Source organism: Actinacidiphila sp. DG2A-62 (genome assembly GCF_035825295.1).
Classification (GTDB): Bacteria; Actinomycetota; Actinomycetes; order Streptomycetales; family Streptomycetaceae; genus Actinacidiphila.
In genome coordinates, this window is the sequence record NZ_JAYMGI010000002.1 from 2,930,325 (window position 1) to 2,954,098 (window position 23,774).

At 74.1% G+C, this 23,774-nt stretch carries 25 protein-coding genes and 1 tRNA gene; 11 read left to right on the plus strand and 15 right to left on the minus strand.

The features are described from left to right. The gene (locus VSR01_RS12930) at positions 1–303 is read right to left on the minus strand and encodes a GroES family chaperonin (protein ID WP_326453634.1); all 303 of its coding nucleotides are present in this window, start codon (positions 301–303) and stop codon (positions 1–3) included. A gap of 49 nt (positions 304–352) precedes the next feature. Then, entirely contained in the window at positions 353–679 is a 327-nt protein-coding gene (locus tag VSR01_RS12935; protein WP_326449377.1) for a DUF3618 domain-containing protein, read from the minus strand. 109 nt (positions 680–788) lie between these two features. Here VSR01_RS12935 and bcp point away from each other — a divergent pair, with 109 nt between their 5' ends. The 3 genes from bcp (at position 789) to VSR01_RS12950 (ending at position 2,326) form a co-directional block, all read left to right on the plus strand. Continuing rightward, positions 789–1,256 (plus strand): thioredoxin-dependent thiol peroxidase, encoded by a 468-nt coding sequence (bcp, locus tag VSR01_RS12940; RefSeq protein ID WP_326449378.1) that lies wholly within the window; start codon positions 789–791, stop codon positions 1,254–1,256. 84 nt (positions 1,257–1,340) lie between these two features. Then, on the plus strand, positions 1,341–2,195 hold the full coding sequence (locus tag VSR01_RS12945; RefSeq protein ID WP_326449379.1) for an HNH endonuclease signature motif containing protein: 855 nt from the start codon (positions 1,341–1,343) through the stop codon (positions 2,193–2,195). A gap of 45 nt (positions 2,196–2,240) precedes the next feature. Continuing rightward, positions 2,241–2,326, plus strand: a tRNA-Leu gene (locus tag VSR01_RS12950). Between the two features lie 87 nt (positions 2,327–2,413). Here the strand turns inward: VSR01_RS12950 and rdgB are convergent. The 3 genes from rdgB to VSR01_RS12965 form a co-directional block, all read right to left on the minus strand. Then, complete coding sequence (rdgB, locus tag VSR01_RS12955) at positions 2,414–3,034, minus strand: RdgB/HAM1 family non-canonical purine NTP pyrophosphatase (protein ID WP_326449380.1); 621 nt, start codon at positions 3,032–3,034, stop codon at positions 2,414–2,416. A 158-nt stretch (positions 3,035–3,192) separates the two neighbouring features. Further along, a complete protein-coding gene (locus tag VSR01_RS12960) occupies positions 3,193–3,735 on the minus strand; it encodes a hypothetical protein (RefSeq protein ID WP_326449381.1) in 543 nt (180 codons plus the stop codon). 152 nt (positions 3,736–3,887) lie between these two features. Continuing rightward, complete coding sequence (locus VSR01_RS12965; protein ID WP_326449382.1) at positions 3,888–5,021, minus strand: aminotransferase class V-fold PLP-dependent enzyme; 1,134 nt, start codon at positions 5,019–5,021, stop codon at positions 3,888–3,890. A 472-nt stretch (positions 5,022–5,493) separates the two neighbouring features. Here VSR01_RS12965 and VSR01_RS12970 point away from each other — a divergent pair, with 472 nt between their 5' ends. Both VSR01_RS12970 and VSR01_RS12975 read left to right on the plus strand, forming a co-directional pair. Further along, the gene (locus VSR01_RS12970; RefSeq protein ID WP_326449383.1) at positions 5,494–6,957 is read left to right on the plus strand and encodes a DUF445 domain-containing protein; all 1,464 of its coding nucleotides are present in this window, start codon (positions 5,494–5,496) and stop codon (positions 6,955–6,957) included. Positions 6,958–7,165: 208 nt separating this feature from the next. Further along, a complete protein-coding gene (locus VSR01_RS12975) occupies positions 7,166–8,020 on the plus strand; it encodes a fumarylacetoacetate hydrolase family protein (protein ID WP_326449384.1) in 855 nt (284 codons plus the stop codon). Positions 8,021–8,071: 51 nt separating this feature from the next. Here the strand turns inward: VSR01_RS12975 and VSR01_RS12980 are convergent, their stop codons facing one another. Then, positions 8,072–10,393: a transglycosylase domain-containing protein gene (locus VSR01_RS12980; RefSeq protein WP_326449385.1), complete on the minus strand. Its 2,322-nt coding sequence runs from the start codon at positions 10,391–10,393 to the stop codon at positions 8,072–8,074. 268 nt (positions 10,394–10,661) lie between these two features. Here VSR01_RS12980 and VSR01_RS12985 point away from each other — a divergent pair, with 268 nt between their 5' ends. Genes VSR01_RS12985 through VSR01_RS12995 form a run of 3 tightly spaced genes read left to right on the plus strand, consistent with a single transcriptional unit; the run spans position 10,662 to position 13,375 of the window. Next, positions 10,662–11,468 (plus strand): ABC transporter permease, encoded by an 807-nt coding sequence (locus VSR01_RS12985; protein ID WP_326449386.1) that lies wholly within the window; start codon positions 10,662–10,664, stop codon positions 11,466–11,468. Continuing rightward, positions 11,461–12,369, plus strand: a complete 909-nt coding sequence (locus VSR01_RS12990) for an ABC transporter permease (protein WP_326449387.1) — start codon at positions 11,461–11,463, stop codon at positions 12,367–12,369. Before VSR01_RS12985 ends, VSR01_RS12990 begins: the two co-directional genes overlap by 8 nt. 4 nt (positions 12,370–12,373) lie before the next feature. Beyond that, positions 12,374–13,375, plus strand: coding sequence for an ABC transporter ATP-binding protein (locus VSR01_RS12995; protein WP_326449388.1), 1,002 nt, complete (start codon positions 12,374–12,376; stop codon positions 13,373–13,375). Positions 13,376–13,405: 30 nt separating this feature from the next. Here the strand turns inward: VSR01_RS12995 and rph are convergent, their stop codons facing one another. Continuing rightward, entirely contained in the window at positions 13,406–14,128 is a 723-nt protein-coding gene (gene rph / locus VSR01_RS13000; RefSeq protein WP_326449389.1) for a ribonuclease PH, read from the minus strand. 46 nt (positions 14,129–14,174) lie between these two features. Then, complete coding sequence (locus tag VSR01_RS13005) at positions 14,175–14,408, minus strand: PTS glucose/sucrose transporter subunit IIB (protein ID WP_326449390.1); 234 nt, start codon at positions 14,406–14,408, stop codon at positions 14,175–14,177. A gap of 149 nt (positions 14,409–14,557) precedes the next feature. Here VSR01_RS13005 and VSR01_RS13010 point away from each other — a divergent pair, with 149 nt between their 5' ends. After that, on the plus strand, positions 14,558–15,874 hold the full coding sequence (locus tag VSR01_RS13010; protein WP_326449391.1) for a PTS transporter subunit EIIC: 1,317 nt from the start codon (positions 14,558–14,560) through the stop codon (positions 15,872–15,874). Between the two features lie 15 nt (positions 15,875–15,889). On the opposite strand, the gene VSR01_RS13015 is transcribed toward VSR01_RS13010, so the two are convergent. The 7 genes from VSR01_RS13015 to clpS form a co-directional block, all read right to left on the minus strand. Further along, positions 15,890–16,639 carry an MBL fold metallo-hydrolase gene (locus VSR01_RS13015; protein WP_326449392.1) on the minus strand — a complete coding sequence of 250 codons (750 nt, stop codon included), beginning with the start codon at positions 16,637–16,639 and terminating at the stop codon, positions 15,890–15,892. A 278-nt stretch (positions 16,640–16,917) separates the two neighbouring features. Then, the gene (locus VSR01_RS13020; protein ID WP_326449393.1) at positions 16,918–17,868 is read right to left on the minus strand and encodes a PLP-dependent cysteine synthase family protein; all 951 of its coding nucleotides are present in this window, start codon (positions 17,866–17,868) and stop codon (positions 16,918–16,920) included. Continuing rightward, on the minus strand, positions 17,868–18,194 hold the full coding sequence (locus tag VSR01_RS13025; RefSeq protein WP_326449394.1) for a MoaD/ThiS family protein: 327 nt from the start codon (positions 18,192–18,194) through the stop codon (positions 17,868–17,870). Before VSR01_RS13025 ends, VSR01_RS13020 begins: the two co-directional genes overlap by 1 nt. A gap of 111 nt (positions 18,195–18,305) precedes the next feature. Further along, a complete protein-coding gene (locus tag VSR01_RS13030) occupies positions 18,306–18,716 on the minus strand; it encodes a M67 family metallopeptidase (RefSeq protein WP_326449395.1) in 411 nt (136 codons plus the stop codon). Between the two features lie 81 nt (positions 18,717–18,797). After that, positions 18,798–20,336, minus strand: a complete 1,539-nt coding sequence (locus tag VSR01_RS13035) for an amino acid permease (protein ID WP_326449396.1) — start codon at positions 20,334–20,336, stop codon at positions 18,798–18,800. A 174-nt stretch (positions 20,337–20,510) separates the two neighbouring features. Then, positions 20,511–21,083 carry a DUF2017 domain-containing protein gene (locus VSR01_RS13040; protein ID WP_326449397.1) on the minus strand — a complete coding sequence of 191 codons (573 nt, stop codon included), beginning with the start codon at positions 21,081–21,083 and terminating at the stop codon, positions 20,511–20,513. Then, entirely contained in the window at positions 21,083–21,394 is a 312-nt protein-coding gene (gene clpS / locus VSR01_RS13045) for an ATP-dependent Clp protease adapter ClpS (protein ID WP_326449398.1), read from the minus strand. Before clpS ends, VSR01_RS13040 begins: the two co-directional genes overlap by 1 nt. 88 nt (positions 21,395–21,482) lie before the next feature. On the opposite strand from clpS, the gene VSR01_RS13050 reads away from it, so the two are divergent. Next, positions 21,483–22,820, plus strand: a complete 1,338-nt coding sequence (locus VSR01_RS13050; RefSeq protein ID WP_326449399.1) for a nicotinate phosphoribosyltransferase — start codon at positions 21,483–21,485, stop codon at positions 22,818–22,820. A 338-nt stretch (positions 22,821–23,158) separates the two neighbouring features. Next, positions 23,159–23,752, plus strand: a complete 594-nt coding sequence (locus VSR01_RS13055) for an isochorismatase family protein (protein WP_326453635.1) — start codon at positions 23,159–23,161, stop codon at positions 23,750–23,752. The last annotated feature ends 22 nt before the right edge of the window (positions 23,753–23,774 follow it).

The window sequence follows — 23,774 nt, forward strand, 5'->3', positions numbered from 1 at the left end:
TCACAGATACAACCCCGTGGAGTCGTCCGTGCCCTGGAGCCGCTCGGCGGCCACCGCGTGCAGGTCGCGCTCGCGCATCAGCACGTACGCGACCCCGCGGACCTCGACCTCCGCGCGGTCCTCGGGGTCGTACAGCACCCGGTCGCCGACCTCGACGGTGCGCACGTTCTGGCCGATCGCGACGACTTCCGCCCAGGCCAGCCGCTTGCCGACGGCCGCCGTGGCCGGGATGAGGATGCCGCCGCCGCTGCGGCGCTCGCCTTCGGTTCTGTCCTGCCGGACCAGCACCCGGTCGTGCAGCATGCGGATCGGCAGCTTGTCGTGTTCACTGTTCGAGCTCACGACGACGACGTTACCGGCGGCGGCGCCGCACCGAGAGGCCGACCACCGTACCGACGACCACGGCCGCGGCGACCGCCGCCGGGACGATGCGGTCCGGCCGCGGCCGGCCCTTCTCGTCCACGAACTGCGCGCGGGCGCTGCTGATCGCGCGGTTCGCCGCGGCGTAGGCCTGGCCGACCGTGCGGTCCAGCGCCGACACCGCCTTGGCCTTGGTGTCCCGCGCGATCGTCGCCGGGTGCACCCGTACCGCGATCTCGTCGAGCGTCGCCGCGAGATCCTCGCGCCTGCGGGCAATCTCCGCCTCGATCTGGGCGGGCGTCCTGGCACCTTCGGGCACCGCACTGCCTCCATCGGCTCGTCGAACGATTCGGTAGCGTTCGGACAGTCTCTCAGCATGACGGGGTGCACGCCTCGTCGGCACCCCGTTCCTTGCCCTAGGAGCTTGCATGTCCGAGCGCCTCGCCCCCGGCGACACCGCACCCGACTTCACCCTGCCGGACGCCGACGGCAAGCCCGTCGCGCTGGCCGACCACCGCGGCCGCAAGACCATCGTGTACTTCTACCCGGCCGCGCTGACGCCCGGCTGCACCAAGCAGGCGTGCGACTTCACCGACAACCTCGACGTGCTGGCCGCCGCCGGCTACGACGTGATCGGGGTGTCGCCGGACAAGCCGGAGAAGCTGGCGAAGTTCCGCGAGAAGGAGTCCCTGAAGGTCACCCTGGTCTCCGACCCGGACAAGTCCGTGCTGACCGCCTACGGCGCGTACGGCGAGAAGACGATGTACGGCAAGACGGTGACCGGCGTGATCCGCTCCACCGTCGTCGTCGACGAGACCGGCCACGTGGCCCACGCCTTCTACAACGTCCGCGCCACCGGCCACGTCGCCAAACTCCTCCGCGACCTCGCCGTCTGACCCCGCCCGTGCCCTCGGGCCGCGCCCGTCGTTGACCGTTCGAACGCATCGAACGGATGTGTCGTACGGGAAGGGCGGGAGCCGATGGCGGGGGCGGGGAGCGCGCGCCGCAGGTACTCGGACGACGAACTGGCCGCGGCCGTCGCCGCGTCGACGTGCCTGCGCGAGGTCGCCGTCGCCCTCGGCGCGGAGCCGGCCAGCGGCACGCTGTCGCATCTGTCGCGACGGATCGACGCCGCGCGGATCGACCGAAGCCACTTCCCGGCCCGGCGACGGCAGCCGCCGCTGCCGTCCTTCGGCGAGGCGGAGCTTGCTTCCGCCGCCGCCCGCGCCACCAGCATCCGGGGCGTGGCGCGGGCGCTGGGCGTGCCGGACGACGGCCGCGCCCGGGCGGCACTCGGCCGGATGCTGCGGGCGCACGGCACGGACACCTCCCACTTCGGCGGCGTGCGCCGCGACGTCCCCGACGCGCGCCTGCGGCAGGCCGTGGCGGCGTCGACCGGCTACGCCGCGGTGGCCCGGGCACTCGGCCTCGAAGCGGGATACGCCACGCACCGGTGGCTGCGCCGGCAGGTGTCGCGGCTGGGGCTGGACACCGCGCACTTCGTCCGGCGTCCGTGGGCCGCGGCCCGGCCGCCCCGGAGCCGCGCGAGCGCGGAAGGGGTCCTGGTGGTGCTGCCCGCGGGTTCCGCGCGGACGAACCGCGCACGCCTCCACCGGGCGCTCCAGGAGATCGGCGTACCGCACCGCTGTGCGGAGTGCGGCAACAGCGGGCAGTGGCGGGGGCGGCCGATCACGCTCCAGATCGACCACGCGAACGGCGACTGGCGCGACAACCGGGCCGCCAACCTCCGCTACCTGTGCCCGAACTGCCATGCCGTCACCGAGACCTGGGGGCGGGGAGGGCGGCGGGCGGCGCGGGAAGCGGACGGACCGTGAACGGTGTATCGCGTGCCGTACCGCATGGCTACCATGGTGGGACGAGCGGCCGTGTCGAAATCAGGCAGCCGAGCTGGGTTTAGGTCCCAGTGGGGTAACCCCCCGTGTGGGTTCGAATCCCACCGGCCGCACATGGTGGGCCCGTCCCCGGGTGGGGGCGGGCCTTTTCGCGTGCCCGGGCCGGGGCCCGGACGACATCGGCGCCGCGTTTTTGTCGGTCAGGCCAGGAGTTCGGTGATGTGGGGGGTGAGGGCGCGGAAGGCCTTGCCGCGGTGGCTGATGGAGTTCTTCTCCTCGGGGGTCAGCTCGGCACAGGTGCGGCCGCGGAAGGCGTCGGGGCCCTCGTCGGGTTCGAGGATCGGGTCGTAGCCGAAGCCGCCGGTGCCGGCGGGGGTGTGGCGGAGGGTTCCGGTGAGGCGGCCCTCGGTGACGCGGGTGGCGCCGCCGGGCAGCGCGAGGGCGGCGGCGCAGGCGAAGTGGGCGCCGCGGTGCGGGTGGTCGATGTCGCCGAGCTGGGCGAGCAGCAGGTCGAGGTTGGCGAGGTCGTCGCCGTGCTTGCCGGCCCAGCGCGCGGAGAAGATGCCGGGGGCGCCGCCGAGGACGTCGACGCAGAGCCCCGAGTCGTCGGCGACCGCGGGCAGGCCGGTGGCGTCGGCGAGCGCGCGGGCCTTGAGCAGCGCGTTCTCGGCGAAGGTGACGCCGGTCTCCTTGACGTCGGGGATCTCGGGGTAGGCGTCGGCGCCGACGAGTTCGACGTCGAGCCCGGCGGCGCCGAGGATCGCGCGCAGTTCTCCGACCTTGTGGGCGTTGCGGGTGGCGAGGACGAGGCGGGTGGTCATGCGCCGATTATCCCGGTGGGCGGGGGCGGGTCCGCGGCGCGGTGGGCGGGGGCGCGCGTTCCGGCCCGGCGGGCGCGCGTTCCGGCGCGGTGGGGGTACGGGGAGCGGGCGGTGCTCCGCCGGCGGACCCGCGCGGCCGGCCGGCGGACCGGGTCGGCTCAGCCCCCGGCGCACACGTCGGTGAAGTGCCCGGCGGCCGACGCGACCGGCTTCAGGTCGGGGGTGCGGCCGTCCGCCGCCTGGTCGCGTGCCGCGCGCACGGAGTCCGACAGCCGGGTGACCGCTTTCTTCGTGTCGCCGTCCCCGTCCCCGCCGCCGTCGCGCTTGCCGATCCGGTCCAGGTCGTCTTGGAGCCGGTCGAGCGCGTCGACGGTGTCGTGGCGGCGCTCGGCCTCGGAGACCTGGCCGATGTTGGTGGCGGTGCTCTGCAGGTCCTGGACGTCTCCGGCGATGGTCGCGGCGGTCTTGGCGCAGTCCCAGGCGCGGGCGGCGGCGCCGTCGCAGGCGGTCGCGCCGACCGCGAGGACGAGGGCGGCGAGCACGGCCGCGGCGGCGGTCGCCGCAGGCCCGCGGGCCGGTCGGGCCCCGCGCGCGCCGGTACGGCGGCCGGCCCGCACCCCGGTGTCCCGGCCGCGGGCCGCGGGTCCGGCGGCGTGGACGGCGCCGCGTGCCGCGGGTCCGGTCTTCCGGCGACGCTTCACTGGCGGTGCCCCCTTCGCCCCCCGCGCGACCCCGCGCCCCGCGGCTACCCCTGAACACGCGGTACGCGCCCGGAGGGTTGCTCGCCGCGGGCCGGCGCGTCCCGCGCCCCGAGTGCGCGGCCGGCTCCGCGGGACCCGCCGCCCCCCTGCGGCTAGCGCAGCGACCCGAGCGCCGCGCTCACTCGCTCCGCCGCCGATCGCGGCGTCGACGCGTGGGGCGACAGGCGGACGGAGTCGACGCGGACGGTCGGGGCGATGCCGTGGGCGTGCAGGGCCCGCGCGATGTCCGCGGGGGCGGTGCCGGGGAGGGCGAAGGAGACGATGCCGGCGCGGCGCGCGGGCTCGGTCGGGGAGAGCACCCGGCCGCCGTGGCGGCGTACGGCGTCGAGGAGCTCGCCCACCCGCTCGGCGACGTGCGCCTCGATCGCGGCGACGGTGGTGCGCTCGACCAGCGCGAGGGCCGCGGCGAGGGCGGCCGCGGCGACCGGGCTGAGGTTGGTGATGCTCCAGCGCCGTGCGTCGGCGGCCGGCGGGTGCTCCTCGTCGTCGAAGAGGGCGACGTCCTCGATGCCGGTCCAGCCGGTGAGGACGGGTTCGAGGCGGTCCAGGGCGCGTTGGCCGAGCACGGCGAAGCCGGTGGACCAGCCGGCCCGCAGCCATTTCTGGCCGCCGGTGACGAGGACGTCGGCGGCCTGCCAGGGCAGGTCGGCGACGCCGAAGCCCTGGACGGCGTCGACGATCAGCAGCCGGTCGGGGCCGATGGCCTCGCGCAGCCCGGCGAGGTCGGCGCGGAAGCCGGTGCGGAAGTCGACGGCGCTGACGGACAGGGCCACGGTGTCGTCGGTGAGCGCGGCGCGGACCGCGTCGGGGGTGATCCGGCCGAGCGGGTCGGGCGGCAGCATCCGGGGGCGGACCCGGCCGAGCGCGGCGGCGCGGCGCCACGGGTAGTGGTTGGCCGGGAACTCCCCCGCGGGCACCAGCACGGTTCCCTCGGGGAGGCCGAACGCCGCGTGGAACAGCCCGGTCGAGGTGTTCGGCAGCAGCACGGTGTGCGCGGGGTCGGCGCCGGCGAGCCGGGCGGCGGCGCCGCGGGCCTCGGCGTCGGCGCGCATCAGGTCGTTCACGGTGTGCTGGTCGGCGCGCGCGGAGCGGCCGAGCGCGCCGGCGACGGCGTCGAGCACGTCGCGGGACGGCGGCCCGTAGCGGGCGAAGTCGAGGTAGCCGTCGGGCGCCTCGAAGCGTTCGGCGTATCCGGCCAGGCCGCCGGTGGACTGCGGGGCGGTCATGCTGCGCTGCTCCTCGGTGCGGGTGATGGTCGTACGGGATGGTCGTTCTACGGGCTGCTGGTCGTACGGGGTGCTGGTCGTACGGGGTGCTGGTCCTGCGGGTGGCTGGTCCCGCCGGCCGGTCGTACGAAGCCGGCCGGTCGTACGGCGCCGGGCGGTCGTACGGCGTTGCGCGGGGTCCCGGGTGCGCGGGCACGCCCGCCGGTCAGGTGCGCGCCCGCGGGGACGCGTCCTGCCCGGTGCGCGGGGCCCGCGTGCCGTACGGGTCCGTGCGTGGGTTCCGTCCGTACGTCTCCGTCCGTGGGTTCCGTCCGTGGCTGATGCTCGCATCCGTGCCGGTCGGGGCGGCGCTCCGGGGTCCCGGTGGTGTGCCGCGGGGAGGCGCAGGGAACCTGTCGTACGTTCACACAGGTACGGGCGGCCCGCGGGCGGTCGCGGCGAGGCGAGGACACGCGGGGAACGGATGGCGCGGATGGCTGGGGACGAAGCGGCGGGCGCGGCGGCGCGGGATCGGCCCGCACCGCATGGCGGCGGATCGGCGCCGCCCGGCGGCGGGCTCGCGGGCCGGGCCGGGCAGCCGGCGCGACCGGGCGGACCCGGTGCGACGCCGACGCGGTCGACGGGTCCGGCGGGGCCGGCAGGTCCGGCGCGGCCGGCGGGGCCGGCGGGGCCGGGCGGACCCGGCGGCGGGGAGCCGGACGCGGAGCGGATGCGCGGCGTGCGGCGGATGAAGCTGATCGCGACCGCGTTCCTGCTGACCGCGACGCTCGTGTACGCGCTGGGCAAGTGGGCCGACGCGCGCGGCGCGGGCGCGTGGGCCGGTTATGTCGCGGCGGCGGCCGAGGCGGGCATGGTGGGCGCGCTCGCGGACTGGTTCGCGGTCACCGCGCTGTTCCGCCGGCCGCTCGGGCTGCCGATCCCGCACACCGCGATCATCCCGACGAAGAAGGACGCGCTGGGCGAGAGCCTCGGCGACTTCGTCGGCGAGAACTTCCTGTCCTCGGACGTGGTGCGGGCGCGGCTGCGCTCGGTGGGCGTGGGCGCGCGGCTGGGCCGCTGGGTGGGCGAGCCGGGGAACGCCGACAAGGTGACCGAGCAGGCCGCGGCGGCGCTGCGCGGGGTGCTGACGGTGCTGCGCGACTCCGATGTGCAGGCGGTGGTGAGCGAGGCGATCACGCGGCGCGCGGAGGCGCGGGAGGTGGCGCCAGGTCTGGGCCGGCTGCTGGACCGGGTGGTGGCGGACGGCGGCCATCACCGGGTGGTGGACCTGGTGTGCGTGCGCGCGCACGACTGGCTGGTGGCGCACGGCGACTCGGTGATGCAGGCGGTGCAGGGCGGCGCGCCGGGGTGGACGCCGCGGTTCGTGGACCGCAGGGTCGGCGAGCGGGTCTACAAGGAGCTGCTGCGGTTCGTCACCGAGATGCGGGACTCCCCCGGGCACCCGGCGCGCGGCGCGGTGGACCGGTTCCTGGCGGACTTCGCGGGCGAGCTGCAGGAGGACCCGGAGACCCGGGCGCGGGTGGAGCGACTGAAGAAGGACCTGCTGGCGCGGGGCGAGGTGCAGGAGCTGATCGGCTCGGCGTGGGGCGCGGTGCGCGCGATGGTGGTGGCCGCGGCGGAGGACGAGCGCAGCGAGCTGCGGTTGCGCACGCGGGCGTCGCTGCTGGCGCTGGGCGCGCGGCTGGACTGCGATCCGCGGCTGCAGGCGAAGGTGGACGGGTGGCTGGAGGACGCGGCGACGTATCTGGTCACCACCTACCGGGACGAGATCACGTCGCTGATCAGCGAGACGGTGGCGGGGTGGGACGCGGAGGTGACGTCCCGCAAGGTCGAGGCGCACGTGGGGCGTGATCTGCAGTTCATCCGCATCAACGGCACGGTCGTCGGAGCCCTGGCCGGCCTGCTGATCTACGCCCTCACCCGGCTGGCCACGTGACCGCCGGGCGCTGGGCCGCTGTCCCGGGGCCGCGGATACGCCGGGCGCCGCGCCGTTTTCAGGGGCGCGGGGAGCTGCGCGACCAGCCACCGGCGGCCGGTGGTCCGGATCACACCGAACAGCCCCTTCGAGACGGAGACGACGCTGAGCCCTACCGTGGCGTCGACGCCACGACGCCAACCACCTCGACCTGCGACGGAGAGTCATCGTGAAACTGCTGCGGATCGGCCCCGCCGGGGCAGAGCGGCCGGCCCTGCTGGACCCGGAGGGCACGCTGCGCGACCTGTCCGGGCTGGTCGCCGACATCGACGGCGGACTGCTCGCGGACGCCGCCGCGCTGGAGCGGATCGCCGCCGCGGCGAGCGACGGCTCGCTGCCCGCGCTGGAGCCCGGCGACCGGATCGGCCCGCCGCTGGCCCGGATCGGCAAGATCGTCTGCATCGGCCTGAACTACCACGACCACGCGGCGGAGACCGGCGCCGAGCCCCCGGCCGAGCCGGTGGTGTTCATGAAGGCGCCGGACACCGTGGTCGGCCCCGACGACACCGTGCTGGTGCCGCGCGGCAGCACCAAAACCGACTGGGAGGTGGAGCTGGCCGTGGTGATCGGGCGGGAGCTGCGGTACGCGGCCGACCACGGGGAGGCGATGGCCGCGGTGGCCGGCTACGCGATCGCGCACGACGTCTCGGAGCGGGAGTTCCAGATCGAGCGCGGCGGCCAGTGGGACAAGGGCAAGAACTGCGAGACGTTCAACCCGCTGGGCCCGTGGCTGGTCACCGCGGACGAGGTGCCGGACCCGCAGGCGCTTGCGCTGAAGCTGTGGGTGAACGGGGAGCTGAAGCAGGACGGCTCGACCGCGCGGCAGATCTTCCCGGTGGCCGAGGTGGTGCGCTATCTCAGCCACTTCATGACGCTGTACCCGGGGGACGTGATCAACACCGGCACCCCGGCGGGCGTCGCGATGGGGCATCCGGAGCCCAAGCCGTATCTGCGTCCGGGAGATGTGGTGGAGCTGAGCGTGGCGGGCCTGGGCACGCAGCGCCAGGAGCTGAAGCAGGCCTGACGCGCACGGGCGCTCAGCCGGCGCCTGGGCACCCGGCCGCCCGGGGCCGTCTCACCCGCCCCCGCCGCCCGGCTGCGCGCCGCCGCCGTCCGTGGTGCCGCCGGAACCGCCGTCTCCGGGCCCGGCTCCCCCGGTCCCGGTGCCGCCCGTGCCACCGCCTGCTCCTCCGTCCGTGCCGCCGCCCGCGCCGCCCGCGCCGCCGCCGTCGCCGCCGCCGGTGAGCCCGCCGATCGGGTTGAGGGTCTGGGTCGGCGGGGGCGTCGTCGGGGGCTCGGTGGTGGGCGGCTGGCTGGTCGGCGGGGTGGTGGGCGGCGTCGTGGTGGTGGCCGGCGGCGGCGTGGTGGTCGCCGGTCCCGTGGTGGTGGGCGGCTGGCTGCTCGGCGGCTCGGTGTCCTGCGGCGGCGGGCTCGCGCCGGCCTGGAGCTGCAGGTCGAAGTCCTGCTTGGGGGTGCCGGCCAGCGCGTCGGCGGTGTACTGGGCCCAGACCTGGCCGGGCTGGCCGCCGCCGTTGACGCGGCCGGGGCCGAGCGAGTCGGTCAGCGGGACCTGGCTGCCCTTGTCCGGGTCCATGCCCATGATCGCGACGACGGTGGCGAGCTTGGGCGTGTAGCCGGCGAACCAGGCGGCCTTGTCGCTGTCGGCGGTGCCGGTCTTGGCCGCGGACTGCCAGCCGGAGGCGCGGGCCACGGTGGCGGTGCCGTGCGGGCTCTCCACGACGCTGCGCAGCATCGCGGTGGTGGTGTCGACGGCCGCGCGCGGCACCGACTGGACCGGCTTGCGGTCGGGCAGCCCGATGTCCCTGCCGTCCTTGCTCACCTTGACGACCAGCGAGTACGGGACGGACTTCCCGTGGTCGGCGAGGGTGGCGTAGACCTGCGCCATGTCCAGCGGGCTGGCGCTGTGCTCGCCGAACGCGCCGAGCGCCATCGCGGGCGTCTTGGGGATGTCGACGTCGTCGGGCATGCCCAGGTCGTGGGCGGTGTCGATGACCTTGCCCGTGCCGACGTCCTGGGCCATCTGGGCGAAGACCGCGTTGACGGACTTGTCCATGGCGTAGGTGACGCTGATCTCGCCGTAGGTGGCGTCGTCCTCGTTGGGCGGGGCGTAGCCGACCGGGCCGTCGGGGCCCTGGACGGGCCGGCGGTTGCGGCCGCTGTAGAGGGTGCGCGGGGTGATCCGCTCGCCGGCCTGGGTCTGCGACTCGTGCTGGAGCGCGGCGGTGAAGATCACCGGCTTGAAGGTGGAGCCGGGCTGGTAGGTGTGGTTGGTGGCGGTGCTGACGTACTGCTTGGTGTAGTCGACGCCGCCGTAGAGGGCGACCACGTCGCCGGTGGCGGGGTCGATGGACACCGCGCCGGCGTGCACCGCGCGGCCGGCCTTGTTGTCGCTGCGCTTGTCGTAGACGTGTCGCTGGGCGGCCGTGGTGAGGGCGTCCTCCTTGGGCTTCTGGATGGTGGTGACGATGCGGTAGCCGCCGGCCTGGAGGTCCTCGCTGCTGACGATGTGGTGGTCGGTGAGGTACTGGTCGACCGCCTCGACGATGTAGCCGCGCTGCCCGGCCTTACTGGCGATCGGCCGGGGCTTGCCGATGGCGGGGAAGGGCGTGGCGTCGCGCTCGGACCGGGTGAGCCAGCCCTCCTTGACCATGCCGTCCAGGACGTAGTTCCAGCGGGCCTTGGCGGCCGGGGCGTTCTCCGGGTGCGCGGCCAGGTCGTACTCGCTGGGCGCGTTGAGGAGGGTGGCCAGGTACGCGCCCTGCGCGGTGGTCAGGTCGGCGGCGTCCTTGCCGAAGTAGGCCTGGGAGGCGGCCTGGATGCCGTAGGCGTTGCGGCCGTAGTAGCTGGTGTTGAGGTAGCCCTCCAGGATCTGGTCCTTGGTCTCGTTGCGGTCCAGCTTGATCGCGATGAAGAACTCCTTGATCTTCCGCGACGCCGTCTGGTTCTGGTTGAGGTAGTAGTTCTTGACGTACTGCTGGGTGATCGTCGAGCCGGACTGGCGGCCCTTGCCGGTCGCGGTGTTCCAGGCGGCGCGCAGCATCGCCTTCGGGCTGACCGCGGACTCGTGGTAGAAGGTGCGGTCCTCCGCGGAGAGCACCGCGTACTGCGCGGTCTTGGCGACGTCGGCGAGCGGGACGTTCTGCCGGTTGACCGCGCCGTCGCGGGTGATCTCGGTCTTGCCGTCGGCGTAGAGGTAGACGTTGTTCTGCGCGACGGCGGCGGCGTTCGGGTCGGGGACCGACACCAGCGCGTAGCCGACGAAGAACGCGCCGACGAGCAGCAGCAGGGCGATCAGCGTGCCGCCGACCAGCATCCGCCACGTGGGCAGCAGGCGGCGCAGGCCGGTGCGGCCGGAGGCGCTCGACGCTTCACTCATGTCTAGTGGGACTCCTCGGCCGCCGCTGGGGTTGGTCCACCGCAGTACATGGTGGACGAATCGTTACGTACGCTCCCGTACGCCCACGTAGGCATCCGAGACACACTGTCGCATCATCTGCCCGCCCCTGAACACCGGCACGCATCCGTGACAGGGCTGTGACAGGCCGCCCGGGGGAAAACCAGTGGCGGCCGCGGAGCGCCGCGCACTAGGGTCGGCGGCTCGTGTGCCGAGAAGGCCGGTGTGCCGACGAGGAGGGCGCGGGGCGGTGCGGGACGGTTTCTACGCGGCGGTGGCGGCGCGCGGCTTCCGGCGGTACGCGACGTACCGCACGGCGACCGCGGCGGGGGTGTTCACCAACACGGTCTTCGGCTTCATCATCTCCTACAGCTACATCGCGCTGTGGGACCAGCGGCCGCACCTGGGCGGCTACTCGCAGGGGCAGGCGCTGACCTTCGTGTGGGTGGGCCAGGCGCTGCTGATGACGATGGTGCTGATGGGCGGCGGCTTCGAGGACGAGTTGATGGAGCGCATCCGCTCCGGCGACATCGCGGTGGACCTGTACCGGCCGGCCGACCTGCAGGCGTGGTGGCTGGCGGCGGACCTGGGCCGGGCCGGCTTCCACCTGCTGGGCCGCGGGGTGGCGCCGATGGTGTGCGGGGCGCTGGTCTTCGACCTGGCGCTGCCCGCGGACCCGCTGACCTGGCTGCTGTTCACCGTGTCGGTGGCGCTGGGCGCGGTGGTGAGCTTCGGGCTGCGGTTCCTGGTGGCGCTGGCGTCGTTCTGGCTGCTGGACGGCGCGGGGGTGAGCCAGATGGCGTGGCTGCTCGGGCTGTTCTTCTCCGGGATGCTGCTGCCGCTGAGCGTGTTCCCCGGGGCGCTGGGCGAGATCGCGCGGGCGCTGCCGTGGGCGGCGGTGCTCCAGGTGCCGGCGGACGTGCTGCTGGGCCGGCACCGCGGCGCGGGCGCGGCCGGCGCGCTGGGCTTCCAGGCGGCCTGGGCGCTGGCGCTGCTGGCCGCGGGCCGGGCGCTGCAGTCGGTGGCGGCCCGCAGGGTGGTGGTCCAGGGTGGCTGAGACCGCGCTCGCGCGGGCGGCGGGAGCGGAGCCGGCCGGGACCCCGGGCCAGGAGCGGCCCCCGGCGCGCACCGCGCTGGGCCGGGCGGCGCGCGGCGCCGCCGAGAGCCTGCGCGCCTACCGGCTGATCGTGGCGATGTGGGTGCGCTCGACGATGGCCTACCGGGCGTCGTTCGTGATGACGGCGCTGGGCAACTTCGCCGCGACCGGCCTGGACTTCGTGACGATTATGATGATGTTCTCGCACATCACCGTGCTCGGCGGCTTCACGCTGCCGGAGGTGGCGTTCCTGTACGGCACCACGTCCACCGCCTTCGGCCTGACGGACCTGGCGCTGGGGTCGATGGACCGGCTGGGGCGGCGGGTGCGCGACGGCACCCTGGACACGCTGCTGCTGCGGCCGGCACCGGTGCTCGCGCAGGTCGCGGCGGACCGCTTCGCGCTGCGCCGGCTGGGCCGGGTGGTCCAGGGGCTGCTGGTGCTGGGCTGGGCGGTGGCCCGGGTGGACGTGGCGTGGACGCCGCTGAAGGTGCTGCTGCTGCCGGTGTCGCTGGTGTCGGGGGCGGCGATCTTCGGCGCGGTGTTCGTGGCCGGCGCGGCGTTCCAGTTCCGGGCCGGCGACGCGTCGGAGGTGCAGAGCTCGGTGACGTATGGCGGCAACACGATGCTGCAGTACCCGCCGACGGTGTTCTCCAAGGAGCTGGTCCGCGGCGTGGTGTTCGTGGTGCCGCTGGCGTTCGTCAACTGGCTGCCCGCGCTGTACGTGCTGGGCCGACCCGATCCGCTCGGCCTGCCGCGCTGGGTGGACTTCCTCTCGCCGCCGGTCGCCCTGGTGTGCTGCGCGCTGGCCGGCGCGGCATGGCGGGCGGGCCTGCGGTCGTACCGCAGCACAGGGAGCTGAGCCGATGGACACCATGCCGTCCGCGCCGGGAACGCCGGCCGACCCGCCGCCGGTCATCGCGCTGGAGGGGGTGGAGAAGGTCTTCGACGTGCGCCGCAAGGCGGGCGCGCTGCGCCGCGTGCGCGAGCAGGTGCGGGCGGTGGACGGTGTGACGTTCACCGTGCCGCCGGGCGAGATGGTCGGCTACATCGGGCCGAACGGCGCGGGGAAGTCCACCACGATCAAGATGCTGACCGGCATCCTCAACCCCAGTGCCGGCCGGATCAGGATCTGCGGGATCGACCCGACCCGCGAGCGCACCCGGCTGGCCCGGCGGATCGGCGTGGTCTTCGGGCAGCGCACCACGCTGTGGTGGGACCTGCCGCTGCGCGACTCCTACGAGCTGGTGCGGCGGATGTACCGGGTGCCGCCGGCCCGCTACGCGGCGAACCTGGCGGCCTGCGTGGAGCTGCTGGAGCTGGGGCCGCTGCTGCGCACCCCGGTGCGGCAGCTGTCGCTGGGGCAGCGGATGCGCGGGGACATCGCGGCGGCGCTGCTGCACGACCCGGAGGTGCTGTACCTGGACGAGCCGACGATCGGCCTGGACGTGATCAGCAAGACCCGGGTGCGGGAGTTCCTGCGCACGGTCAACGCCGAGCGGGGCACGACGGTGCTGCTGACCACGCACGACCTGACCGACATCGAGACGCTGTGCCGCCGGGTGATGGTGATCGACCACGGGCGGCTGATGTACGACGGGGACCTGGCCGGGCTGCACGCGGCCGGCGAGAGCGAGCGGACGCTGGTGGTGGACTTCGCCCGCGAGCTGCCGCCGGCCGAGGTCGGCGGCGCCCGCTTCGTGCGGGCCGAGGGCCCGCGGCAGTGGTTCGCCTTCCCGGCCGCCGCGAGCGCCGCGCCACTGGTCGCGGCGCTGGCCGCCCGCTACCCGCTGGTGGACCTGTCGGTGCGCGAGCCGGCCATCGAGGACGTGATCGCCCGGATGTACGGGGACCGCGCGGCGGACTAGCGGGGCGGCCGGGTCGGGTGCGGCGTCCGCTCAGGCCAGGGCGAGCTTCTGCGCCGCGGTCAGCTCGGTGCAGCCGGCCGCCGCGAGGGCGAGCAGCGCGTCGAGTTCGGCGCGGTCGAAGGGCTGGCCCTCGGCGGTGCCCTGGACCTCCACGAAGCGGCCGTCGCCGGTGCAGACCACGTTCATGTCGGTCTCGGCCCTGACGTCCTCCTCGTAGGCGAGGTCGAGCAGCGGGACGCCGTCGACGATGCCGACGCTGACCGCGGCGACCGAGCCGGTGACCGGCTGCGCCTTGGCCCGGAAGAAGTGGTGCTCGCGCATCCAGTCCACCGCGTCGACCAGCGCGATGTACGCGCCGGTGATGGCCGCGGTGCGGGTGCCGCCGTCGGCCTGCAGGACGTCGCAGTCCAGGACCACGGTGTTCTCGCCGAGCGCCTTGTAGTCGATCACCGCGCGCAGCGAGCGGCCGATCAGCCGGGAGATCTCGTGGGTGCGGCCGCCGATCTTGCCGCGGACGGACTCGCGGTCGCCGCGGGTGTTGGTCGCCCGCGGCAGCATCGAGTACTCGGCGGTGACCCAGCCCTCGCCGCTGCCCTTGCGCCAGCGCGGGACGCCCTGGGAGGCGCTGGCGGTGCACAGCACGCGGGTGTCGCCGAAGGAGACCAGGACGGAGCCTTCTGCGTGCTTGCTCCAGCTCCGCTCGATGGTGACCGGGCGGAGCTGGTCGGGGGTGCGGCCGTCGAATCGTGACATGGCATGAGCCTATCCGGGTGAGCGCCCGCGGCTTCACGCCCGCCGGTCACATCATGTCTTCGATGTCCGCGGCGATCGGGTCCGCGTCGGTGCCGATGACGACCTGGATCGCGTTGCCCATCTTGACCACGCCGTGCGCGCCGGCCGCCTTGAGCGCGGCCTCGTCCACCAGCCCGGGGTCCCTGACCTCGGTGCGCAGCCGGGTGATGCAGCCCTCGATCTCGTCGATGTTCCCGAGTCCCCCGAGACCTGCGACGATCTTCTCTGCCTTCGTGGCCATCTGCGTGTCTCCGTTCCTCCTGACCCACCGGCGGGTCCGTTTCGTCACCGTAACCCACGGTTGGCCCAACTTCACGGGCGGTCCGTGCCGCCCCGGACCAGCATGGCGATCACCGGCGGGGAGGACGAGGCAGGACGAGAGGGACACCGATGGGCACGGACAGCGCCGCGGCCGCACTCCCCGGGCCGTCCTGGGGCAGCCGCTTCTTCCAGGGCCTGCAGAAGATGGGCCGCAGCCTGCAGTTGCCGATCGCGGTGCTGCCAGCGGCAGGCATCCTCAACCGGCTGGGCCAGGACGACGTGTTCGGCAGCACCGGGCTCGGCTGGGACCGGCTGGCGAAGGTCTTCGTCGGGGCCGGCGGCGCGCTGCTGGACGGCAGCTTCGGGCTGCCGCTGCTGTTCTGCGTGGGCGTGGCCATCGGCATGGCGAAGAAGTCCGACGGGTCCACCGCGCTGGCCGCGGTCGCCGGGTTCCTGGTCTACTTCGGCATCCTCACCCGCTTCCCCAAGGACTGCCCCCCGGGCAGCCACTACACCCAGCTCGGCCAGCTCGCGGGCGCCTGCACGCTCAAGGACGGCACCACCACGCTGGCGAGCTTCCAGACCCCCGGCGTCTTCGGCGGCATCGTGATGGGCCTGCTCACGGCGTTCTTCTGGCAGCGCTTCCACCGCACCCGGCTGGTGGACTGGCTGGGCTTCTTCAACGGCCGCCGGCTGGTGCCGATCATCATGTCGGGCGTCGCGATCGTCTTCGCGCTGCTGTGCCTGTGGGTGTGGCCGCCGATCGGCGACGGCCTGACCAGCTTCAGCAAGTGGCTCGCCGACCGCGGCGCGTGGGGCGCGGGCATCTTCGGCGTGGCCAACCGGGCGCTGCTGACGGTGGGCCTGCACCAGTTCCTGAACACCTTCGTCTGGTTCCAGTTCGGCGACTTCACCAAGCCCGACGGCACGGTGGTGCACGGCGACATCCCCCGCTTCCTGGCCGGCGACCCCAGCGGCGGGCAGTTCCAGACCGGCTTCTTCCCGATCATGATGTTCGCGCTGCCCGCGGCGGCGCTGGCGATCGCGCACACCGCGCGGCCCGAGCGCCGCAAGGAGGTCGGCGGCCTGATGCTGTCGGTGGCGCTGACCTCGTTCGTGACCGGCATCACCGAGCCGATCGAGTACTCGTTCCTGTTCATCGCGCCCGCCCTGTACGCGCTGCACGCGGTGCTCACCGGGGTGTCGATGGCGGTGTGCTGGGGGCTCGGGGTCAAGGACGGCTTCAGCTTCTCGGCCGGCGTGATCGACTACGGGCTGAACTGGAACCTGGCCACCAAGCCGTGGATGATCCTGGTCATCGGCGCGTGCTTCGCGGTGGTCTACTACCTGCTCTTCCGCTTCGTGATCACGTTCTTCGATCTGAGGACGCCGGGCCGCGAGCCGCCGGAGATCGGCGAGCAGATGGAGCGCGACAACGTGAAGTAGCGGGGCTTTCGGCCGTCAGATCTCGTAGACCGCGCCGGACTTGGCCAGTTCCACCGGGCCGCCGAAGGCGTGCTGCGCGTCGCGGAGGTTGACCGCCGGGTTGGTCCACGGCGGGATGTGGGTGAGCACCGGCCGGGCTCCCGCCCGCCGCGCGCACTGCCCGGCCTCCAGGCCGTTCAGGTGCAGCTCGGGGATGTCCTCCTTGCCGTGCGTGAAGGACGCCTCGCACAGGAAGAGGTCGGCTCCGTCGGCGAGCCCGTGCAGCGACTCGCACGGCCCGGTGTCGCCCGAGTACGCCAGCGTCCGGCCGTCGTGCTCGATCCGGAAGCCGTACGCCTCCACCGGGTGGCTGACCGCGTCGGTGGTGACGGTGAGCGGGCCGAGGCGGAACGAACCGGGCTCCAGGGTGCGGAAGTCGAAGACCTCGCTCATGCACTTCTCGTCCGGCACGTCGCCGTACGCGATGTTCAGCCGCCGTTCGGTGCCGGCCGGGCCGTAGACCGGGATCGCCGCCGCCGGGCCGCCGTCGTGGCGGTAGTAACGGGCCACGAAGTAGGCGCACATGTCGATGCAGTGGTCGGCGTGCAGGTGGCTGAGCAGCACCGCGTCCAGGTCGTACAGCCCGCAGTGGCGCTGGAGTTCGCCCAGCGCGCCGTTGCCCATGTCGATCAGCAGCCGGAAGCCGTCGGCCTCGACGAGATAGCTCGAACAGGCCGAGTCGGCGGACGGGAACGAGCCCGAGCAGCCGACGACGGTGAGCTTCATGCCGGGAAACACCTCCGTGGGCGCGCCGCATCCCCCCGGTCCCGGCCGGGGTGGGGGTGGCGGGCCCGTCCGCCGCCTGTCCTGGACCTGTCCTGCACCTGTTTCGACCCTGCCGGGCCCTGTTCTGGAAGGGTAAGCGTCCGCCGGGGCCGCCGCTCCTCCACAGCGCTCCGTTGTGGGCGGAATCACCAGGACGGGCGGCGGTTCGAAGGCGCGGACGGCCCGCAGACCCGCAGAAGACTGCCCGCGGGCCCGGGCCCGGGCCCGGGCCCGCGGGCTCAGGCCCAGAGCTGGCCGTGCAGCGCGGCGACCGCCGCCTCGGTGGAGGGCGCGGTGTAGATCCCGGTCGACAGGTACTTCCAGCCGCCGTCGGCGACCACGAAGACGACGTCCGCCCGCTGCCCCGCGCGCAGCGCCTTGTTCGCCGTGCCCAGCGCGGCGTGCAGCGCCGCGCCGGTGGACACGCCCGCGAAGATGCCCTCCAGCGCGAGGAGTTCACGGGTGCGGCGCACCGCGTCCTGCGAGCCGACGGAGTAGCGGGTGGTCAGCACGCTCTCGTCGTACAGCTCCGGCACGAAGCCCTCGTCGAGGTTGCGCAGCCCGTAGACCACGTCGTCGTAGCGCGGCTCGGCGGCGACGATCGCCACGCCCGGAACCTTCTCCCGCAGGTAGCGGCCGACGCCCATCAGGGTGCCGGTGGTGCCCAGGCCCGCCACGAAGTGGGTGATGGTCGGCAGGTCGGCGAGGATCTCCGGGCCGGTGGTGGCGTAGTGCGCGCCGGGGTTCGCGGCGTTGCCGTACTGGTAGAGCATCACCCAGTCGGGGTGCTCGGCGGCCAGCTCCTTGGCGACGCGCACCGCGGTGTTGGAGCCGCCGGCCGCGGGCGAGGAGATGATCTCCGCGCCCCACATCGCCAGCAGCTCTCGGCGCTCGGCGGAGGTGTTCTCCGGCATCACGCACACGATGCGGTAGCCCTTGAGCTTCGCGGCCATCGCCAGCGAGATGCCGGTGTTGCCGGAGGTGGGCTCCAGGATGGTGCAGCCGGGGGTGAGCACGCCGTCGGCCTCGGCCCGCTCGATCATGTGCAGCGCGGGCCGGTCCTTGACCGAACCGGTGGGGTTGCGGTCCTCCAGCTTGGCCCAGACGCTCACCTCGTCCGACGGCGACAGGCGCGGCAGGCGGACCAGCGGGGTGTTGCCGACCGCCGCCAGCGGGCTGTCGTAGCGCATCAGCGCCCGCCGGCCGAGGCGCCGCGGCGCGGCCGGGCGCCGGAACCGTCCGCGGACCCGCCGGCCACCGCGGGCAGGATGGTCACGCTGTCGCCGTCGCCGACCTCGGTGGCGATGCCCTTGAGGAAGCGGACGTCCTCGTCGTTGAGGTACACGTTCACGAAGCGGCGCAGCTCGCCGCCGTCCACCACTCGCTCGCGCAGCCCGGCGTGCCGGCTGTCCAGGTCGGTGAGCAGCTCGTCGAGCGTGCTCCCGGTGCCCTCCACGGCCTTCTGGCCGTCCGTGTAGGTGCGGAGGATGGTCGGGATGCGGACCTCGATGGCCATGACAGCGCTCCTGATGAGTGCGTTCGACGCGGGTTGACGTCCAGGGACAACCTCGCCGTCATGGTATCGATTCCCCCGGCCTGCCGAGATGCCGGTCCCGCATGCCGGACATCAGGCGTAGGAGGCCACCACCCGCACGGGTTCCTCGGTGACCGTGCCGTCCACGATGCGGAACGAGCGGAACTGGAACTCCTCCGCGGTGGACACCAGGACGTAGTGCGCGCCCGGCTCGTTGGCGTAGGAGACGTCGGTGCGCGAGGGGTAGGCCTCGGTCGCGGTGTGCGAGTGGTAGACGACCACCGGCTCCTCGTCGCGGTCGTCCATGTCCCGGTAGAGCGTGAGCAGGTCGGCGGAGTCGAACTCGTAGAAGGTGGGCGAGCGGGCCGCGTTCAGCATCGGCACGAACCGCTCGGGGCGGTCGCTGCCCTCGGGGCCCGCCACGATGCCGCACGCCTCGTCGGGGTGGTCGGCACGGGCGTGCGCGACGATCGCGTCGTACAGCTCCTGCGTGATGGTCAGCATGCCGGAAAGGTAACAAGACCCCGCGGCGCGCGGTCCGGGGCCCCGGCTCCCGCGCCGGGCTCCCCGCCGGCCCGGGGGGCGCTACGGCGCCGGGTCCGCGACCGGCCGCGGGCCGGCGCCGGGACCCGGCTCGCCGGCGGGCTCGGGGCCGGGGCCGGGTCGGGGCTCGGAGCCGGGGCCGGAGCCGGTGCGGGGGCCGGTGCGGGGGCCCGCCGGCCGCCCGGGGCGCGCCCGGCGGCGCAGCGCCGCGTACCCCGCGGCCAGCGCCGCCGCCCACACCGGCGCGCCGTACAGCGAGACGCGGGCCTGGGCGTCGGCGCCGATGAGCACCACGACCGCCGCGAGGAAGACCAGCGCGCACCAGCTCGCGGCGGCCCCGCCGGGCGCGGCGAACCACGCCTGCTCCGCCCGGCCGGCCCGCACCGCCGCCCGGTAGCGGATGTGCGCGGCCAGGATCACCCCCCAGGTCCACACGCCGGCGACCGTCGCGAACGCGGTGATGTACGTGAACGCGCCCTGCGGATCGGCGTAGTTGAGCCACACACCGGTGCTCATCACGGCGACCGAGGCGAGGATGCCGGCCGCGGGGGTGCGGCGGCCGGTGAGCCGGGCGAAGATCCGCGGCCCCTGCCCGTTGGCGGCCAGGTCGCGCAGCATCCGGCCGGTGGAGTACATCCCGGAGTTGCAGGAGGACAGCGCCGCGGAGAGCACCACGAAGTTGACGATGCCCGCGCCGAAGGGGATGCCGATGCGCGCAAACGCCTCGACGAAGGGGCTCACGCCCGGCCGGAAGACCGTCCACGGCACCACGCACAGGATGACCGCGAGCGCGCCCACGTAGAACAGCGCGATCCGCCACGGCAGCGTGTTGATCGCCTTCGGCAGGGTGCGCCGCGGGTCCTTCGCCTCGCCGGCGGTGACGCCGACCAGCTCCACCGCGACGTAGGCGAACATCACGATCTGCAGGGTCAGCAGCGCGCGCCCGACGCCGTGCGGGAAGAAGCCGCCGTCGCGCCACAGGTGGCCGACGGACGCGGTGTCGCCGGCCGCGCCCAGGCCCAGGGTGAGCACGCCCACGCCGATCAGGATCATGCCGACGATCGCGGTCACCTTGATCATCGACAGCCAGTACTCCAGCTCGCCGAACAGCCGCACCGAGATCATGTTGGCGGCCAGCAGCAGCACCAGGAAGCCCAGCGCGGCCAGCCACTGCGGGACGGCCGGCCACCAGTACGCGAGGTAGGTCGCGGCGGCCGTGACCTCGGCCATCCCGGTCACCACCCACATCAGCCAGTACGTCCAGCCGGTGGCGAAGCCGGCGAAGGGGCCGAGGAACTCGCGCGCGTAGTCGGCGAAGGACCCGGCCACCGGGCGGTAGGACAGCAGCTCGCCGAGCGCCCGCATGATGCAGAAGATCACCGCGCCGGCGACCGCGTAGATCAGCACCAGGCCGGGGCCGGCCTGGTGGATGGCGCGCCCGGCGCCCAGGAAGAGCCCGGTGCCGATGGCGCCGCCGATGGCGATCATGCGGACCTGGCGGCTGCCGAGCCCCCGCTCGTAGCCTTCGTCGCCCGCGCCGCGGCCGGCGTCCGTGCTGGCGTCCGTGCTGGCGTCCGTCATGCCCGATCCGTACCCGGCGGGCGGCCGGCGCGCCGCACCCGCCGCCCGCGGCCACCGGAACGGCCCAGCCGCCGCAGCGGCGTCGCGGTGGTACGGGCGGGGGCGGCGTCGCGGTCCGCTAGGAGCGGGGGCGGCGTCGCGGTCCGCTACGGGCGCGCGGTCACGGGCGCACCGTCACGGGTGCAGCGTCGCGACCAGGGACTCCTGGAGGCCGCCGAGCCACAGGTACGCCATCACCAGCGGCTTGCGCGGGTCGCTGTCCGGCAGCCGGTACAGCTCGTCGTTCTCCTCCTCGGTGACCTCCAGCCGGGTGCCGAGGGTCAGCCGCAGGTCGTTGAGCGCGCCGAGCCACTGCCGGGACTGCTCGGGCGTCAGCCGCAGCTCGTCGCCGCCGGCGTCCAGCGCGCGGATCACCGCCAGCGCGTCGTCGCGCTTGCGGGCCCGCAGGTCGTTCTCGGTGAACCGGCGGAACTCGGCGGCGTCCTTGCCGTCCTCGTAGGCGTCCGGGAACAGCCGGGCCAGCGCCGGGTCCTCCGGCGGCTTGGACGGGCCCTCGGCGAACAGCTCGGCCAGCGGGTCCCGCTCGGCGCCGTCGGCGTCGGCCGGACCGTCGCCGGGGCCGATCAGCTCCATCATCTGCACCGCGAGGCTGCGCAGGATGGACGTCTCCACCTCGTCCAGCGCGATGGCCGCGCCGCCGCCGGAGACCGACCGGAAGAGGCCCGCGCGGGCGCGTCGGCGCGCCATCAGCGGTCCTGCGACAGCGTCGCCCACAGGCCGTAGCCGTGCATCGCCTGCACGTCGCGCTCCATCTCCTCGCGGGTGCCGCTGGAGACCACGGCCCGGCCCTTGTAGTGGACGTCCTTCATCAGTTCCGTGGCCTTGCTCTTGGAGTAGCCGAAGTACGCCTGGAAGACGTAGGTGACGTAGCTCATCAGGTTGACGGGGTCGTTGTGGACGATCGTGACCCACGGAACGTCCGGGTCGGGGACCTCGAAGGGCGCTTCGCGCGACTCGGGACGTTCGATCTCGGTGGGGGCAACACTCACGTAACCCATGCTGCCGCTCCTGTGGCGTGTCGCACAAATGGCCCGCGGACCGCCCGAGATCTCGTCAGTTTGACGAGATGTGGGGTAGCATCGTCGTATGAGCACAGCAGAGCTGGGTTTGCCGGTGGACGTGCCGTCCACCGCGCTGTTCACCGACCGGTACGAGCTGACCATGCTGCAGGCGGCGCTGAACAGCGGCGCGGCGCACCGCCGCTCGGTCTTCGAGGTCTTCACCCGCCGGCTGCCCGAGGGACGGCGCTACGGCGTGGTCGCCGGCACCGGCCGGGTGCTGGACGCGATCGAGAACTTCCGCTTCGACGCGCCGGTGCTGGACTTCCTGGAGCGCGAGGGCGTGGTCGACGCCCGCACCCTCGACTGGCTGTCCCGCTACCACTTCACCGGCGACGTCTGGGGCTACCCCGAGGGCGAGGTGTACTTCCCCGGCTCGCCGATCCTGCGGGTGGAGGGCAGCTTCGCCGAGGCGGTGGCGCTGGAGACGGTGGTGCTGTCGATCCTCAACCACGACTCGGCGATCGCCGCGGCGGCCTCCCGGATGGCGGTGGCCGCCGGCGGCCGGCCGCTGATGGAGATGGGCGCCCGGCGCACCCACGAGCTGGCCGCGGTGGCCGCCTCGCGGGCCGCCTACGTGGGCGGCTTCCGCTCCTCCTCCAACCTCGCGGCCGGCTTCCGCTACGGGCTGCCGACCATCGGCACCAGCGCGCACGCGTTCACCCTGCTGCACGACAGCGAGCGGGACGCCTTCACCGCGCAGGTCGAGTCCCTGGGCCGCGGCACCACGCTGCTGGTCGACACCTACGACGTGGCCGCCGCGGTGCGCACCGCCGTCGACATCGCCGGGCCCGAGCTGGGCTCGGTCCGGATCGACTCCGGCGACCTGCTGCTGCTCGCGCACCGGGTGCGGCAGCAGCTGGACGACCTGGGCGCGAAGCACACCAAGATCGTGGTCACCTCCGACCTGGACGAGTACGCGATCGCGTCGCTGGCCGCGGCGCCGGTGGACGCGTACGGGGTCGGCACGTCGCTGGTCACCGGCAGCGGGTACCCGACCTGCTCGATGGTCTACAAGCTGGTGGCCCGGGCCGCCTCCGACGCGCCGGACGCGCCGCTGGCGCCGGTGGCCAAGAAGTCCATGGGCGGCAAGACGAGCGTCGGCGGGCGCAAGTGGGCGGCGCGGCGGCTGGACGAGGACGGGGTCGCGGAGGCGGAGGTGGTCGGCACCGGGCCGGTGCCGGACTCGCTCGTGGAGCGGCAGCTCCTGGTGCCTCTCGTGCGGGGCGGCGTCGTCACCGGGCGCGAGCCGCTCGACGCGGCGCGCAGCCGGCACATCGAGGCGCGCGCGGGTCTGCCGCTGTCCGCCACGCAGCTCTCCCGGGGCGAGCCCGTCCTCCCCACGGAGTACGTGGCCGGCACGTAGTGGGCTGCGCCGTCTTTTCAGGGGCGCGGGGAACTGCGCGACAAGCCACCGCGCGCCCGCGGGTCGTCACCGCCCCGAAGGGGCTGTTCGGTCCTCCCCCAGAGCTTCGCCTGGGAGGTGCCCCCAGGACCACCGGCATGTGGGTGGTTGCTCGCGCAGTTCCCCGCGCCCCTGGGGGTTGAGGCCCAGTGCCGAGCTGACGGGCGGGGGCAAGGCCCGGCGTCGGGTTGGCCTACCGCCGGGGTGCGGGGCGGCCTACGCTCGGCCACGTACACGAGGAGCACATGAAGCAGTCACGCGACTGCGGCTCCGTCCCCGCAATCCGCCGGAAGGGCACCATGCACCGCGCACTCATCGTCGTCGACGTGCAGAACGACTTCTGCGAGGGCGGCAGCCTCGCGGTCCCCGGCGGAGCCGACGTCGCCGCCGCGATCACGGACCTGATCGGCGAGGCGGCCGGCACCGCGTACCGCCACATCGTGGCGACGCGCGACCACCACATCGACCCCGGCCCGCACTTCTCCGCCGAGCCGGACTTCGTGCAGTCGTGGCCGCCGCACTGCGTGGCCGGCACCGAGGGCGTCGGGTTCCACCCGAACTTCGCGCCCGCGGTCGCCTCCGGCGCGATCGACGCGGTGTTCGACAAGGGCGCCTACGCCGCCGCGTACAGCGGTTTCGAGGGCGCCGACGAGCACGGCTCGGCGCTGGCGGACTGGCTGCGGGCGCGGGAGGTGACCGAGGTGGACGTCGTGGGCATCGCCACCGACCACTGCGTGCGGGCCACCGCGCTGGACGCGGCCCGCGAGGGCTTCACCGCCCGGGTGCTGCTCGACCTGACCGCGGGCGTCGCCGCGGCCACCACCGAGCGCGCGCTGGCCGAGCTGCGCGACAACGGCGTGCGGCTGACCGGCAACCCCGTCGTCGCGGGCTGACGCCCGCCGGGCGGCCCCACGG